Origin of the sequence: Acinetobacter equi (genome assembly GCF_001307195.1) — a bacterium.
In the GTDB taxonomy this organism is placed as follows: Bacteria; Pseudomonadota; Gammaproteobacteria; order Pseudomonadales; family Moraxellaceae; genus Acinetobacter; species Acinetobacter equi.
Window position 1 is genome coordinate 541,908 of the sequence record NZ_CP012808.1, and the last position, 14,354, is coordinate 556,261.

Annotated in this window: 17 protein-coding genes; 8 read left to right on the forward strand and 9 right to left on the reverse strand. The window is 33.1% G+C overall.

All coding sequences use genetic code 11. The features are described 5' to 3' along the window. Positions 1 to 73: 73 nt before the first annotated feature. Positions 74 to 328 (forward strand): type B 50S ribosomal protein L31, encoded by a 255-nt coding sequence (locus tag AOY20_RS02560; protein WP_054580415.1) that lies wholly within the window; start codon positions 74 to 76, stop codon positions 326 to 328. A gap of 96 nt (positions 329 to 424) precedes the next feature. Here the strand turns inward: AOY20_RS02560 and crcB are convergent, their stop codons facing one another. Continuing rightward, positions 425 to 805 carry a fluoride efflux transporter CrcB gene (gene crcB / locus AOY20_RS02565; protein ID WP_054582520.1) on the reverse strand — a complete coding sequence of 127 codons (381 nt, stop codon included), beginning with the start codon at positions 803 to 805 and terminating at the stop codon, positions 425 to 427. Positions 806 to 1,022: 217 nt separating this feature from the next. On the opposite strand from crcB, the gene AOY20_RS02570 reads away from it, so the two are divergent. Further along, on the forward strand, positions 1,023 to 1,355 hold the full coding sequence (locus AOY20_RS02570; protein ID WP_054580416.1) for a HopJ type III effector protein: 333 nt from the start codon (positions 1,023 to 1,025) through the stop codon (positions 1,353 to 1,355). Between the two features lie 48 nt (positions 1,356 to 1,403). Here AOY20_RS02570 and AOY20_RS02575 read toward each other — a convergent pair whose 3' ends face one another. The 3 genes from AOY20_RS02575 to AOY20_RS02585 form a co-directional block, all read right to left on the reverse strand. Continuing rightward, positions 1,404 to 1,817 carry a protease inhibitor I42 family protein gene (locus AOY20_RS02575; protein ID WP_054580417.1) on the reverse strand — a complete coding sequence of 138 codons (414 nt, stop codon included), beginning with the start codon at positions 1,815 to 1,817 and terminating at the stop codon, positions 1,404 to 1,406. A 3-nt stretch (positions 1,818 to 1,820) separates the two neighbouring features. After that, the gene (locus AOY20_RS02580; protein WP_054580418.1) at positions 1,821 to 2,372 is read right to left on the reverse strand and encodes a hypothetical protein; all 552 of its coding nucleotides are present in this window, start codon (positions 2,370 to 2,372) and stop codon (positions 1,821 to 1,823) included. A gap of 154 nt (positions 2,373 to 2,526) precedes the next feature. Next, positions 2,527 to 2,997 carry a Holliday junction resolvase-like protein gene (locus AOY20_RS02585; protein ID WP_054580419.1) on the reverse strand — a complete coding sequence of 157 codons (471 nt, stop codon included), beginning with the start codon at positions 2,995 to 2,997 and terminating at the stop codon, positions 2,527 to 2,529. Positions 2,998 to 3,115: 118 nt separating this feature from the next. Here AOY20_RS02585 and AOY20_RS02590 point away from each other — a divergent pair, with 118 nt between their 5' ends. From AOY20_RS02590 to AOY20_RS02610, 5 genes are all read left to right on the forward strand, one after another. After that, on the forward strand, positions 3,116 to 3,760 hold the full coding sequence (locus AOY20_RS02590) for a ParA family protein (RefSeq protein ID WP_054580420.1): 645 nt from the start codon (positions 3,116 to 3,118) through the stop codon (positions 3,758 to 3,760). 130 nt (positions 3,761 to 3,890) lie between these two features. Then, the gene (locus tag AOY20_RS02595) at positions 3,891 to 5,033 is read left to right on the forward strand and encodes an AI-2E family transporter (protein ID WP_054580421.1); all 1,143 of its coding nucleotides are present in this window, start codon (positions 3,891 to 3,893) and stop codon (positions 5,031 to 5,033) included. A 92-nt stretch (positions 5,034 to 5,125) separates the two neighbouring features. Next, on the forward strand, positions 5,126 to 5,674 hold the full coding sequence (gene sodC / locus AOY20_RS02600) for a superoxide dismutase family protein (RefSeq protein ID WP_054580422.1): 549 nt from the start codon (positions 5,126 to 5,128) through the stop codon (positions 5,672 to 5,674). A 206-nt stretch (positions 5,675 to 5,880) separates the two neighbouring features. Beyond that, a complete protein-coding gene (locus tag AOY20_RS02605) occupies positions 5,881 to 6,441 on the forward strand; it encodes a hypothetical protein (protein ID WP_054580423.1) in 561 nt (186 codons plus the stop codon). Between the two features lie 105 nt (positions 6,442 to 6,546). After that, complete coding sequence (locus AOY20_RS02610) at positions 6,547 to 6,828, forward strand: DUF3817 domain-containing protein (protein ID WP_054582521.1); 282 nt, start codon at positions 6,547 to 6,549, stop codon at positions 6,826 to 6,828. Positions 6,829 to 6,918: 90 nt separating this feature from the next. Here the strand turns inward: AOY20_RS02610 and craA are convergent, their stop codons facing one another. Beyond that, positions 6,919 to 8,148 (reverse strand): chloramphenicol efflux MFS transporter CraA, encoded by a 1,230-nt coding sequence (gene craA, locus AOY20_RS02615; RefSeq protein WP_054580424.1) that lies wholly within the window; start codon positions 8,146 to 8,148, stop codon positions 6,919 to 6,921. 416 nt (positions 8,149 to 8,564) lie between these two features. Here craA and AOY20_RS02620 point away from each other — a divergent pair, with 416 nt between their 5' ends. Then, positions 8,565 to 9,341: an IclR family transcriptional regulator gene (locus AOY20_RS02620; RefSeq protein WP_054580425.1), complete on the forward strand. Its 777-nt coding sequence runs from the start codon at positions 8,565 to 8,567 to the stop codon at positions 9,339 to 9,341. A gap of 197 nt (positions 9,342 to 9,538) precedes the next feature. On the opposite strand, the gene AOY20_RS02625 is transcribed toward AOY20_RS02620, so the two are convergent. The 4 genes from AOY20_RS02625 to uvrC form a co-directional block, all read right to left on the reverse strand. Beyond that, positions 9,539 to 10,699, reverse strand: coding sequence for a hypothetical protein (locus AOY20_RS02625; RefSeq protein ID WP_054580426.1), 1,161 nt, complete (start codon positions 10,697 to 10,699; stop codon positions 9,539 to 9,541). 192 nt (positions 10,700 to 10,891) lie between these two features. Then, complete coding sequence (pgsA, locus tag AOY20_RS02630; protein ID WP_054580427.1) at positions 10,892 to 11,479, reverse strand: CDP-diacylglycerol--glycerol-3-phosphate 3-phosphatidyltransferase; 588 nt, start codon at positions 11,477 to 11,479, stop codon at positions 10,892 to 10,894. A gap of 107 nt (positions 11,480 to 11,586) precedes the next feature. Further along, entirely contained in the window at positions 11,587 to 12,381 is a 795-nt protein-coding gene (locus tag AOY20_RS02635; RefSeq protein ID WP_054580428.1) for a thioesterase family protein, read from the reverse strand. A 119-nt stretch (positions 12,382 to 12,500) separates the two neighbouring features. Further along, positions 12,501 to 14,300, reverse strand: a complete 1,800-nt coding sequence (gene uvrC / locus AOY20_RS02640; RefSeq protein WP_054580429.1) for an excinuclease ABC subunit UvrC — start codon at positions 14,298 to 14,300, stop codon at positions 12,501 to 12,503. Positions 14,301 to 14,354: the final 54 nt, after the last annotated feature.

Genomic DNA, 14,354 nt, shown 5'->3' on the forward strand with positions numbered 1-14,354 from the left:
TTTGGGCTTTTCTTTACTTCTTTATTGTTATGTTATAACATTTCACTATGTAAATTATTTGAGAGAACTTATCATGCGTCCAAATATTCATCCAGAATATCGTGAAGTTTTATTCCATGATACGAATGCCGATGCTTATTTCTTAATTGGAAGCACTTTAAAAACGGCTCAAACAAAAGAATATGAAGGGAACATTTACCCTTATGTGAGTTTAGATATTTCAAGTGCATCTCACCCATTTTATACGGGTGAACAGCGTCAGGTTAATAATGAAGGGCGAATTGCAAACTTTAATAAACGCTTCCAACGTTTCAAACGCTCACATTAATATAATATTAATTTCTTCAGCTTTATTTATACTGGTCATCTTATGGAACCAAAATTACTCCAGATTTGGTTCCTTTTTTATGCGCAAAATTTAATATTAGCGTGTATGTAATACGCTATTAAAAATATAAAAACCAAATGCTAATAATAAAATACCAATAATAAGACTACTCATAACATAAACCAAAGCAATACTTATATTCCCTTGTTTTAATAGCGTAAAAGTTTCCAAACCAAAACTAGAAAATGTAGTGAAACCACCTAAGATGCCCACCATTAAAAATAGTCGAGCTTCAGTTTGTAAGAATATGTACTTTTGTGAAAATGCAAAAAAAACACCTGCTAAAAAGCATCCGAATAAATTGACTGACCATGTTGACCATGGAAATACACCACTTGGCTTAGCTAGCCATAAACTGACGCCATAGCGAAAACTAGCGCCAATTGCTCCCCCACATGCAACTAAAAGCCAATTCATCATGTCATTTTCTCTGCTTCATTAGGCACTCATTTTATCCCTTTTTTTTATAAAAGATGAAGAATGAGTTGTCTTTATATCCCCAAAGTTATTAAAATTTTCTTATGAACAAAATCTCTTTTATCTACCATATAATTTTATATCGAGAAGACTAAATATCCTAAGTAAAGCTTGATATAGTTAAACCGCTTATTGCTTAAACTTTATGGAATTTAAAATGGCTCACGAACTATTAGCAAAACTCAAGGCTGGAGAAGCAAAGTTTTCCGACGTTATTGCACATATTGATGCTCATTTTCATCATACACCAACAGCATTTCGTAATGGTCTACAACAAAATGCTGCGACAGAAAATCAAGGCAGTGCCAAAGTATTTACATTTGCTAAACTAAATGAATTAGATCAAGAACAAACTTTAACTTTATTTGCTGAACATTATGCAGCTGTAATTGCAACACCTGATGCAACAGATCATCAAAATATTCGTCAATTTATGGTTAATGGTTGGGATGGTATTGCGTTTGAAGGTACTGCGCTCAGTATCAAATAAATTCATATAAGAAGGGATCGCTTGATCCCTTTTTTATTTTTCAAAAATTTAAGAAATACGGATACGACACACCCATTCATCTATAGATGTCTCATTTTCCCAAGCACGAGCATGCCTAATTTTAATAACTTCCTCACCAGGCTGTATTGCCCTAAACTTAAAAATTTTATTACCACCTTGACCAAGCATCGCTGAATCATTGGTTTTTTTTGCGTCTGAAATGTATGTTTCTTCAACTTTAAATAGCTTCAATGGGTCTTCTAAAGACCAACCATAACCTGTCGATGGATTTTCTTTTAATGTCAACTCTACAGTTTGATTAACATCCATTTCTAATAATATTGGACATTTTTGCTGTTGTGTAAAAATATACGTTTTACCATCTACGGTAGAACTCATTCCTGAACATCCCACAAATAAACATCCAAGAGATAACAATACAATTAATTTAATTTTTTTCATTTCTTAAACTTTTTCTATCCACTGGATTGATTCAACTTTAAAAACTTCACAAGCACCATCACCTGTATCTGTTGGGGTTAAAGATGAAGTCCAGACTAAATCTTTATCTTTCACTTCAACTAAATTTCCAACTAAACGAACTAAATCACCACGTTTTACCTGAGTAATTTCTTTTGCAATTTTTGGATTAGCAGGAATAATGTGCATATTTGAAACCATTTGAATGGCTTGTTCTGCTGGCACTGGTAATTGATTAATTTTCCAATTTAAATAACGATCATATTGTTTAACTTGTATAGAGTTTGCAATTGAAGGCTCTGCGAATAACCCCCAACTTACAGCATAATCAATAGGTGAAAATTTTGCTTGTTCATCATCTTTATATACTTTTGAACCTAAAATACGAAAATCACCTTTAAAGGGTTGAAGTACACGTATTGATTGATCTTTGGCGATCGGTTTTAATCCTTTGGCAATATTATAATCTGTAGATGCATGTAATGTTGTTGAGATGATGACACCCAAGATTGTACTAAACAGAGTTTTTTTTAACATTTCAACTTCATCCCAGTCTCTAAAACATTTCAAGCCGACCAATATGACGACTCATTTTTATCATAAACTACGATTTTGAAGACTTTATATAAACTTCGTAACAATATGAAATTTTAGTCAAAGGGAGTCCGATTTTCCTTTGAATTTTTAACGTTCATTCATCTTTAAAATCAATTCGAATCGTTTCAAACCGAATTCGACCTTGTTTAATTGCTTCAGCAATTGCCTGTTGCCCTTTCGTTAATCGTGCCCCACCACTTTTAATATCTACTAAAATAACTTCTAAATCATCTACTTGACCAGCACCATCCCGAAGATCCGTATATCCATTAAAAATCACATAATCAATAGGATCTCCTAGAAACTTTGCATCACTCGGTAAATATGGAAATTCAGGCAAAATCGGTGCGAGCTGCTCTGCCATTTTCCCTTTCAAAACTGCCCGACTTGTATTCACACTCCTTTTTTGTGCCTGAGTTAAATCTTGTTGGTGTTTCAATTCTAGTTCAGTAATATATTGCTCATATTCTGCCTTAATACGTCCATTCCTTGAATTAGATAAAATAAGTGTCGTAATTAAAATACCAATTCCGGCACCAATAAGCATTGCAATCCAAATGGACATATAAATTTCCTGTTTATAAAAAACAAAATGTTACTCTTTAATACTTTTGTCACAGCACAGTTTTACTTAATAAAACAATGATATGCTAAGGTCAATCAATCACTTTTCGATATAAATCATGAAGACAATTTTAATTGCAAATCAAAAAGGTGGATGTGGAAAAACAATTACAGCGATTAGCCTCGCATCTGCGCTATCGCAAAAGGGTTATCAAGTAGCATTAGCCGATGCTGATAATCAAAAATCTGCTCGTCAATGGTTACAACAACGCCCAGATTCTGCCACTAAAATTGCAAGTTTAGATTGGAGACAAAATAAGTCAATTGGTGAAGTTCCTAAAGATATTGAATATTTAATTATTGATGCACCTGGTGCACTTTCAAGTGAGAAAGCGACTAGCTTAATTGGTGAAGCGCATACAATTATTACACCATTACAACCATCTTTTTTTGATATTGATAGTACGCGACGCTTTTTAAAACATTTGCAAGATGTTAAAAGAATTAAAAAAGGTAAAGTTGAAATTTTATTATTAGCTAACCGTGTTAAACCAAATATACAAGCTTCCACAGATATCCAAAACTTTTTTGAAAAAGTTGAACAAGAACCTGTCGCATGGATTTCTGAACGTACTGCTTATGGGCAATTAGCAATGCAAGGTTTAAGTATTTTTGATAAAACTCAAAAGATGTATTTAGCGATACAAAAACAGTGGCAACCTGTATTAAATAAGATCATTGATGATCCTAAAAATTGGTTTTAACATTTCTTTAAGAAAATGAAATTGAAACAGAATTTATTCAAGTTAACATCTAATTTAATGGATATATGATATTCATCTATCCTTTGGAATTTTTTCCAGTAATATAACAATCAAGCGAAGACATTTATCAGTGAATTCAGTGCAATCATATACGCCAACTTTGCAAAAAGCCCTGTTATTCGGACTTTTTGCTATTCTCATGTTTTTGAGCTTTCATGTCCTTAAATATTTTATTGTCCCTGTAGTTTGGGCGGCAATTATGGCTTATATGACATGGCCGTTATATCAAAGAACACTTAAGCTATGTGGTAATCGACCAACTGTCAGTGCAACTGTCATGATTATTTCTGTCATTATTATTGTCGGCCTACCTATTACCCTTGCAATATTCATGCTTCAACATGAAGGTCGCAACCTTTTCTATAAATTACAAGAACAGGTTTTTTCTGGTCATCTTACTGTACCTGAACTACTTCGTGACTTACCAATTATTGGTAAGGAAATTGCACGAACTGTCGCTGAAATTAATAAAGATCCTCATAGCATTACACAAAGTATTTCCACTTGGGTTCAAGGTCACTTAAATTACGGCAAAATCGTGATGAATGAAGTCAGTAAAAATATATTTAAGCTCTGCTTTGCAGTCATGTCTTTATTCTTCTTCTACCGTGATGGTCAAACTATTCTTAATCAAGTTCGTAAGGCTTTTGAGTTAATTATTGGTGAACGTATTCATCATTATTTCCGCACTATTTCAGATACCACACGTGCAGTTGTTTATGGAATTGGCTTAACAGCAGTTGCCCAAGCACTACTTGCGGGTATTAGTTATTTTGTTGCTGATGTACCTAATCCAATGGTACTTACAATTATTACCTTTATTTTAGCACTCATTCCCTTTGGTCCTCCATTTGCTTACACATCTGTGTCACTTTGGTTACTATCACAAGGTCATACAATTGAAGCAATTGGAGTAATGGCTTGGGGTGTCTGTGTTGTAAGCACTGCAGATAATGTCATTCGCCCATTAGTTATTTCTGGCGCAACTCAAATTCCATTCTTATTGATTATGTTTGGTGTTTTAGGTGGAATTGCGAGCTTTGGTTTAATTGGTGTCTTTATTGGTCCTGTAATTCTTGCCATTCTTCTTGCTATTTGGCGTGAATGGTTAAATGAACATACGACTGAAAGTGTTATGGTTCCCAAAGGTACTCTCATTTATGACCTAGATGACTCCTCCCAAATAAATAATAATGAGACGCATTTAAAATAAAGAAACATATTAACTCAACACGAAAGTTGACTGATTTGGTATCCTTTTTAAAACCTTATGATAAATAAACTTTTATAAAGGATACCAAACAAATGACATCATGCTTCAAACTAAGCACTTTAGGAATACTCTCCGCCATTGTTATGTCTGGTTGCTCTACGTCCCCAACATCACCACAAGTTCAAAAAGAAGTTATTACTATTAATTCAGTAAGTCCAAATGGCATTGGCGAGCGTATTGGTACAATTTCCCTTCAAGATAGTCAAAATGGTTTAGTCATCTCAACAGATCTATCATCTCTTCCTCCTGGTCCACATGGCTTTCATATTCATGAGAAAGGTTCATGTGAAGCTGCTGAAAAAGATGGAAAAATGGTGGCAGCCCTAGCTGCGGGAGGACACTACAATCCACATAAAGTAAATCATCACGGAAATCCAACTACAGGACATTTAGGTGATTTACCACTTCTTAATGTTGAAAATAATGGTGTAGCTAAAGTTACGTTAATTGCACCTCGCCTCACATTAAATGAAGTAAAAGGTTTAGCTATTATGATTCATGCAGGCGGAGATAATTACTCTGATGACCCAAAACCATTAGGTGGTGGTGGTGATCGTATCGCCTGTGGTGTGATTAATTAATATTATTTTTACTCAAAAGTATCTAAGAATATAATATAGGTACTTTTGAGTTTATTTACAAAAATAGTGTAAAAATTCACACTGTATTTATATTTACCAAAACATATCACAAAAAATAAAGCTTATAATTCAATTTTACTTTCTACTGTATTTTAGTTGCTAACTTCATAAATATTCCAAAAGTAATATAAAAATTGAGCTTGCATATGAAAACATCAACTTTTTTATCTATTTGTTTAGTCTTTATCTCCTCCTTTTCTTTAACTTCTTCAATTTTTGCCATAACCACATTAGAACTACAAAATTTAGTTCAATGTAATAATCTTAATATTGAGGATTACCGCCATTTCAGTGATCATTATGACGAGAAACTGCGCCAGCTCGGATGGAAACAAGATTTTAATTTAAGCCAGTATCCAATTTATATCTATACTCATTCCAAACCATTTGTTTTTTTTGAACGTCCAACACAAGAAATTGCAATTTCTAGAAATACATTTACAGCTATATATAGAGATGTTGATATTCAAGACCTATCGAATACCCTTGATATACCGCCATCACCTTTTTTAAATAATTCATCTAGATTTCAAGGTGAAAAACTCGTTCATATTGTACCAGCAACCAACCATCACTTAACTTACTATATAAAGCAGGTCCTTTTAGAAGTTGAGAACTCATCATCTACTGCTCTACTAGGATGTCGCTTTGAAATTGATAAAGCAGAAATGGAAAAACTTCTTAGAAAACTTGGAACTTCTTCATGATTTTTTGATGAATATTATACTTTTCTGTACCTGATATGCGAAATTAAACATAAGGGTTAATTCTTTTTAGATACACTTAATCTTTTGCATATTGATTCGACCATGATGAATATACAAACACTACGCATCTTAAGTTGTATTGAAGGAATATCATTTCTTCTACTTCTCTTTATTGCTATGCCTGCAAAATATATGTGGGGAAATCCTATTCTAGTAAAATATATTGGTATGGGACATGGTCTACTCTTCATGGCACTGATTGCTCTTTTACTTATTGTATGCCAAAAATATAAATGGCCTAATCATATTTTTATGCTTGGCTTTGTTGCAGCAGTTTTACCATTCGGACCATTTTTATTTGATAAAAAATTAAAAGAAATGATGTAACTTCATTTCTTATTTTCACGTATTAAATTTATTTAATAAAATCTTCAGAGCAGAAGAGCTACATTCAAGTAACTCTTCTACTTATATCACTTAGAACAATCCTTCTTTAACTCGATCATTCATCACATTTTTTAAACTCAATCGAGGGAGAGTAAACCAAATGATAATAAAAATAAAACATATTAAGCTATAAGCCCAAATATGGAATAACTCATAAAGCATTCTGCCTAGTTCTAGAAAAATAAAGAAACTGAGCATAAGTAATACTGAAACAACCGCTGCAACTGTACCTTTAGCAACATCGGAAGACATTAATGCAAACCGATAGAGGACAGAAAAACTCATACCCTCACCGAAACTCACCAATGTCATTCCTAAAATTAAACATATAATAAAATGCTCTTGCCAAATGGCGCCACACACTAAAATTAGTGTGCCAATCAACATTAGCGGTAATCCAATCAATATTGTTTTTCCAAGTGCTAGTCGATCAACTATTTTAAGCAAAACAATATTTCCTAAAATTAAACCACCTAATACAGGAAATTGAGCTAAGCCATATTGCATACTACTTAAACCCAAATACTCAACTAACATAACTGGAGATAATGCAATCCATAACATAAGTGGCATACTGACTAACGGTAATGCAAGTGTTAAAGCTAGAAACTTCTTATTCATTAACACTTTCTTAAAATCATCTACCATATAACGAATAGGCTGTTTAGGAATGCTTATTTTAGGATCAGGCATTTTGGCTTTTAAACCAAACCAGCTAAAAATTGTGAGTATTGCAATACCTATAAACCCCCAATGCCACGATACATGGTCAATCATAAATGCACCTAAAACAGGTCCTAATAAAGGTGCAAGTAAAGAAACATTTGCCATGAGCGCCATCACTTTAATTGCATCACGTTCATCAAATGTTTCCTGAATAGCGGCATAACCTACCGCAGTAATGACAGATAAACCAAAACCTTGTAAAAATCGTAATACAAGAAAACTTTCAATTCGGTTTGTTAATAAAATTAAAAAACAGGTTATCGCAAAAAAAAGTACACCGCTTAAAAGTACTTTTTTACGACCAAATCGATCAGATAATGGACCTAGCAACCAAGCAACACATGCTCCACCTAATAAATAAAATGACATAGAAGATGGGGCCCATGAGCTACTAACGCCAAAATCTTGGGTGATAGCAAGCATTGCTGGCTGAACTAAATCATTTCCGATATAAACTGAAAACTCAAATAGTACTAAAGCCAATGGGAACATCATTGTAGCTCGATTAAGTTTAACAGTTGGTGTACTTTGCATGGTCTACTACATTATTTGAATCATTGAAAAATACCTTATAAATATTTATAAAGCCTGATATAAAGTTAATCATCACATGATGGATTAAATTATCATTTCTAAGTTCTGTTCTCTACACTGCAATTATACAAGAAGAATTTGCTATAAATTGGTATAAAGAATTATCTTTAAAATAGTGTTCATTTTTATTATTTAGCCAAATACACCTATATACCTAGACAAGTGGATATTTTTTTTCATTTTTTAATCGCAAAGTAAATTTAAAGGGATTAATTTAATAATAATTTTCGTCTAAAAATATCGTTTTATTATGAAAACTTCTGCATAAACCACTACTTTTTTGTTATAAAGTAACTCTACTCTGTAAACTTTACAGAGTAAATTTCTGCTTTTGTTTACTTAATTGAGCATTTTTTATGGCACTTTCTAGTTTTGGCAAAATCCTTACTGTTTTAGACCTTTTCTCAGTGTCTCGCTCTGTGATTAATGTCGACATCATTAGTGAAGAGCTTGGATTATCAAAACCAACCAGTTATCGTTATCTTAAAGAATTAGTCTCTGCTGAACTTTTACAGCGTCTAAGTGGAACTTCTGGTGATTATACACTAGGCTCAAAAATTGCCATTTTAGATTATATTTCCCGTACTACAGATCCACTTGTACAAATCAGTATTCCATTCATGAAGGATATTGTTGAACGTACAGAGTTCTCCTGTTTGCTTACCCATTTAAACTATGATTCATGTATTGATTTACATGATGAAATTTTCAAAAATACTGTTTTACTTTCATATGGCCGTGGTTGCCCTCGTCCTGTTTTTGTAGGTTCATCTGCAAAAATCATGATGTCACACTTGCCTAAACAGCAAATCTTAAATTATTACCATCGCTATTCGGCAGAGCTTGCTGAACTTAGCTTTGCTACTGATGAAAATGAATTTTTAATCAAAATGAAAAAAATTAAAAAACAGGGTTATTATTTTTCAAATGGTGAATTAGATCCAAATATTGCAGGTGTTTCCGTTCCCGTAAAATTCTCAAGTAAAGAACCACCTTTAGCATTAACATTATTGGCATCTAAAAATCGTTTCGAATTTGTGAACTTACAAAAGCTTATTGCGATTTTAAAAGAAAATGCTCATCTAATTGAACAAAAGTTCCTAGCATCATCGATATCAAAAGATAAAAATTAATAATTTATTAAAATTATTAATTAAAAAATCATTGTTATAACCACAGTATTCTCATAATATGAATATTGTTCTTCACAACCATATCACTTCTTGTGATCTATAATTATCCTCCTCAGAAGTTAAAAGCACATATTAAAACATGTGCTTTTTGCTTTAATACAACTGATATTTTAGGATTAAATAAAAAATTTGAAATCTCATAGCATGATTTTAGAAATCAATTTATCTTCACATAATAAAGTTTCATTTTTATTCTCATCAAGCTGAATTAAATGTTTTCCATTTGAATAAATGACAATATTATTACCAATACAAAAACTCATTACCCCCTGTTTAATGACTTCTTTTTCTCCAGTTGGCTTAATCTTAATTAATTGCCATGAGCGTGGAATAAAACCAGGATACTTTTCACCATTTTTTTGATTATTTTCTAAAGATTGTTTTGCCTTAATTAAATTACCTTCAATAAATAATTCTTCTTCAGATTTTTGCTTCGTTTTAGCTGGATTAGCACCCGATGTTGTTTTTAAAGACTCCCCAGTATATTTTTGAGTAAAAAAATCAAGCCATCCAATTACTGCTTTTATAATTTTCACAGGCGCAAGAACTACATTTTTTAGTACTAAAAATGGACTTTCTTTGTGATAACCACTGCTATAAGGTCTTTGAATACAATATAAATTACCCTGTTGATCTACTTGAGGTTTCATAAAATCATACTGCTCATCACTGAGAATTGTATCTAAATCACCAGTTGATAAATCCAATCTGCAAATTTCTTTTGGACTAAAATCCAATCCATTGTCATATGCAATTCCACACGTATCATAAAAAATTTGCTGTGAATTTAGTGGATTAAAATAAGGATTCGCATCAAAACACTGACCTTCCGTAATAAACTGCATACTATTACCATCAAGTGCTAAAACACATAAATGTTGCTCATAATCCAAACTTTCACTTGCAGATAAAACTAAACGTCTTGTCTCAGCATCGTAATCTAAATCACGAATAATGAAGTCACTTTTTCTTAAAATTAATCCTTCAGCTTCTTGTAAATCATGAATATTTTTTAAACAAATTGAGCTTCCATCTTCTAAACTTGCTGTATAAATTAAATGATTTTCATCAATTACAATCATTCCTGTTGGATAAATTGCCATAAAATCTACGTCTTGATGTTCTTCATTTAACCCCATGAAGTGAGCACCTGTGCCTGTTGTTTTCCATTGCTTTTTTTGCTGAATTTGTAATAAATTCTTTTTATGCTTTTCTACCGATTCACATGGAATTATTTGTGTTCTTTGCTCATTGAAGAGATTTAATTGTCCACTTGCTAAATAAAAAATACGTGCCATTCATTTTTCCTATTTTTATTTTAAATAATCTTTAAAATATTAAACAAAATCAAAAATGTGATTATTATTTGCAAATATACCATTTTTTCCAAAAATCGATAATTGTTTCTCTCTTTATTTATTATTAGCATAAAAAAATTGCTCCCACTTTTGTGAGAACAACTTTAAATATCTTTGAATTAGACTATCTTTTTAAGGCTGTTTTAAATATGGCCAAGCTGCTTTCAAATAAATAAACATTGACCATAATGTTAAAATTACAGCCGTATAGAGTAATGCATAAGCTAACAATTCTAATGGTTGCCAATTCAGTAAAAATACAGATATTGCAATCATTTGAAATGCTGTTTTATATTTACCAACCGTTGAAACAGCAACATTCGTGCGTGCACCAAGTTCAGCCATCCATTCACGTAAAGCTGATACTGTAATTTCACGTGAAATAATAACAATAGCAGCAAATGCCATAGAAATAGAAGGTTGCCATTGAACCAAAACTATTAGTGCCGCAGCGACCATTAACTTATCTGCAACAGGATCTAAAAAGCGTCCAAAAGCAGATGTTTGGTTTAATGTTCTTGCTAAATAACCATCGAACCAATCTGTAACAGCAGCAACAATAAAAATGGCCGTTAAAATAATATGACGTGTCATACTATCTGGTACTTCAGTAATTCCTAATGCTGGTGGCCAATATGCCACAATCAAAAAGACAGGAATTAAAGCAATACGAGCTAATGTTAAAATATTTGGAATATTCAGGATTCGACCTGTTGTCATAGACACCGCCAGTTGTTCCCCTTAAATTTACGATGAAAAAACATCTAAATTTGAGAATTTATTCACCGTTAATGCGCCCACTTTATACGAAATGGAAGTATGTGTCACTAGGCAAAAATAGTAATTGTCTGTCGCGAAATCGCAATTAAACGGTCATTACAATCCCATAAATGAGCATATTCAGTAGAATAGCCATCTCGTGCATAATCTGTATAAACCTTGTATTTCATCCAATCATGTAAAGATGTTTGTAAAGATTGAATATATGTGACATGCCATGTAAGTGAACTTGCTAGTGCCATTTTATCTAGCATAGGTAATATGCCAGGAGGCCACATATCAAATGCAATCATCATATCAGCAATATTCATTTTTCTATTTTTGTGAAACTTTTCGTTAAATCTAAACCATCCAGAAAAATCTGATTGATCACTTCCTGTAAATGGATACGTCCCTTCCGCCCACACTAAATCCATCTGCTGAAAACACTGTGGTGCAAATGGTGGAAATTTCATTATTTCTAAAGTATCTGATTTTGGCAAAATTGGAGCTTCTCGTTCTTGCTGAACAATAATCTCTGATTGACGAGGAAGACCAAAACTCGCGATTAAAATACTCTGTACAACATCATCTTGCCAAAGTCTCACTTCAATGGTAGTTACCGATTTTCCTTCGCGAAGTATTTCTGCAGTTAATTTAGCTTTATCCATTTGCACAGGACCCACAAAGGTAATACTTGTACTGAGCAACTTCTTAGCTGAATCATTTACCGTCATTAATGCCTTATACATTAAAATACCAGCAACTAAGCCACCATAAATGGTACGTCCCTGCAACCATCCCTCAGGAATATTAATCCATTCTTGTGATTCTATTTCCTTATACAGTGACATAAGAGCCATTTAACTTTCCTTATTTATTATTTATCTTCATTAATCCTATTTCATTCAAAAATTTAAGTCATGACTTTTGAGTTAATCATTCTGCCATTGACGAATCACTCAAAAATAGCCATTACATTTTAGCCATGTAAGACTTTATAAATTGTCTTTGCCATTACTTCACCTAAACCAGGTACTAAAGTAAGATCTTTTTCAGAGGCCTTAAGCACACCCTGAATGCCACCAAAATGCGTTAATAAATCACGGCGACGCTTAGGACCTAAGCCAGGAATAACTTCTAAAATAGAAGAGCCACGCTTTTTATCACGTTTTGCTCGATGTTTAGTAATTGCAAACCGATGAGCTTCATCTCGTACCTGTTGAATTAAATGTAGCGCTTTGTGATCTTCAGGAAGTTGAATCTTTTCACCATCGGTAAAATGTAAAGTTTCTAAACCCGGCTTTCGACCTTCCCCTTTTGAAACACCAACCATGAAAGCATCTAAACCTAACTCTTGCATGACTTCCATTGCCATATGTAATTGCCCTTTACCACCATCTATCAATAGTAAATCAGGCAGCAGATGTTTTTTATAACGTCGTGTCAGGGCTTGACGCATTGCGGCATAATCATCACCTTCCGTAATATCTGTAATTGAAAATTGGCGATAATCTCGTTTACGGGCACCACCACTATCAAAAACAACACAAGATGCGATGGTCGCCTCTCCCATCGTATGAGAAATATCAAAACATTCAATGCTATCTATAGGTCGCCCAACAACCTCTTCAAGCTGATGAAAACGCTCATTTAATTCAAAATGATTGGCTAATTTTCCTTTAATCGCATGCTGCACATTCATTTGTGCAAGTTCAAGCCATTCTGCTCGTGTTTCACGGACGTTATGCTTAATTTGAATTTTCTTTTCAAACTGCTGAGCTAATGCTTTTTCTAAATCTTTTTGATCAGGTAAAGTTGTATTAATAATTAATTCTTCTGGGACTTCATCTGCGACTTGAAAGTAAAAATTGGCAATAAAATCAGATAACATTTGCCCTAAGTCATCCCCCAACATATCTGGAAAATAACTTTTACCTCCTAACATTTTTCCATTACGAACATGCATAATTTGTACGCATGTAACACCTGCTTCATAGGCGATTGCTAAAATATCGGCTTCGCCTTTTAACTTATAAATTGCTTGTTGTGACTGAACATCACGTAATAGTGCCATTCGATCACGATAAAACACCGCTTTTTCAAATTCTAAAGCTTCCGCAGCAGCTTCCATTTTTGTAATTAATTCTTGATTCAGCTCTTTGGTATCACCTTGTAAAAAACGAATCGAATTTTTAACATCTTCTTGATAAGCTTCAGGTGTAATTAAACCTACACATGGTGCTGAACAACGCTTAATTTGATATTGTAAACAAGGTCGTTTTCTTTGTGAAAAATAGCTATTTTCACACTGACGAACATTAAACAATTTTTGTAAAACGACTAAGGTATCTCGTGCATTATATGCACTAGGATAAGGTCCAAAAAACTTACCCACTTGATGCTTTCCTTTTCCGCGTCCACTAGCAATACGTGGATAAGGCTTATCGGCAGAAATAAAAATATAAACATAAGATTTATCGTCCCGTAACATAATGTTATACGGTGGGCGATGTAATTTAATTAAGTTCTGTTCTAGTAATAATGCTTCAGTTTCAGAACGAACAACTAACGTTTCAATATCATAAATACGAGCCACTAAAGCTTGTGTTTTAGGATGCTCAATCGTTTTCACAAAATAACTCGATACACGATTTTTTAAATTTTTAGCTTTGCCCACATACAATAATTCCCCCTCTTTACCTAACATGCGGTAAACACCGGGTAATGTGGTCATATTCGCTAAAATTTTCTCAATATGTTCTCGTGCGTTCTCGTTCACAATCAGCCTTATTTTTCACACTTCATCTCTTTGCACATGATGTGATGATTTCCA

Coding starts and splice junctions, on each gene's coding strand:
- crcB (WP_054582520.1), bottom strand. CDS start 805: ATGAATTGGCTTTTAGTTGCATGTGGGGGAGCAATTGGCGCTAGTTTT.
- AOY20_RS02585 (WP_054580419.1), bottom strand. CDS start 2,997: ATGTCCATTTGGATTGCAATGCTTATTGGTGCCGGAATTGGTATTTTA.
- AOY20_RS02635 (WP_054580428.1), bottom strand. CDS start 12,381: ATGGCTCTTATGTCACTGTATAAGGAAATAGAATCACAAGAATGGATT.
- AOY20_RS02580 (WP_054580418.1), bottom strand. CDS start 2,372: ATGTTAAAAAAAACTCTGTTTAGTACAATCTTGGGTGTCATCATCTCA.
- sodC (WP_054580422.1), top strand. CDS start 5,126: ATGACATCATGCTTCAAACTAAGCACTTTAGGAATACTCTCCGCCATT.
- AOY20_RS02575 (WP_054580417.1), bottom strand. CDS start 1,817: ATGAAAAAAATTAAATTAATTGTATTGTTATCTCTTGGATGTTTATTT.
- AOY20_RS02620 (WP_054580425.1), top strand. CDS start 8,565: ATGGCACTTTCTAGTTTTGGCAAAATCCTTACTGTTTTAGACCTTTTC.
- AOY20_RS02560 (WP_054580415.1), top strand. CDS start 74: ATGCGTCCAAATATTCATCCAGAATATCGTGAAGTTTTATTCCATGAT.
- craA (WP_054580424.1), bottom strand. CDS start 8,148: ATGCAAAGTACACCAACTGTTAAACTTAATCGAGCTACAATGATGTTC.
- AOY20_RS02590 (WP_054580420.1), top strand. CDS start 3,116: ATGAAGACAATTTTAATTGCAAATCAAAAAGGTGGATGTGGAAAAACA.
- AOY20_RS02610 (WP_054582521.1), top strand. CDS start 6,547: ATGAATATACAAACACTACGCATCTTAAGTTGTATTGAAGGAATATCA.
- pgsA (WP_054580427.1), bottom strand. CDS start 11,479: ATGACAACAGGTCGAATCCTGAATATTCCAAATATTTTAACATTAGCT.
- AOY20_RS02570 (WP_054580416.1), top strand. CDS start 1,023: ATGGCTCACGAACTATTAGCAAAACTCAAGGCTGGAGAAGCAAAGTTT.
- AOY20_RS02605 (WP_054580423.1), top strand. CDS start 5,881: ATGAAAACATCAACTTTTTTATCTATTTGTTTAGTCTTTATCTCCTCC.
- AOY20_RS02625 (WP_054580426.1), bottom strand. CDS start 10,699: ATGGCACGTATTTTTTATTTAGCAAGTGGACAATTAAATCTCTTCAAT.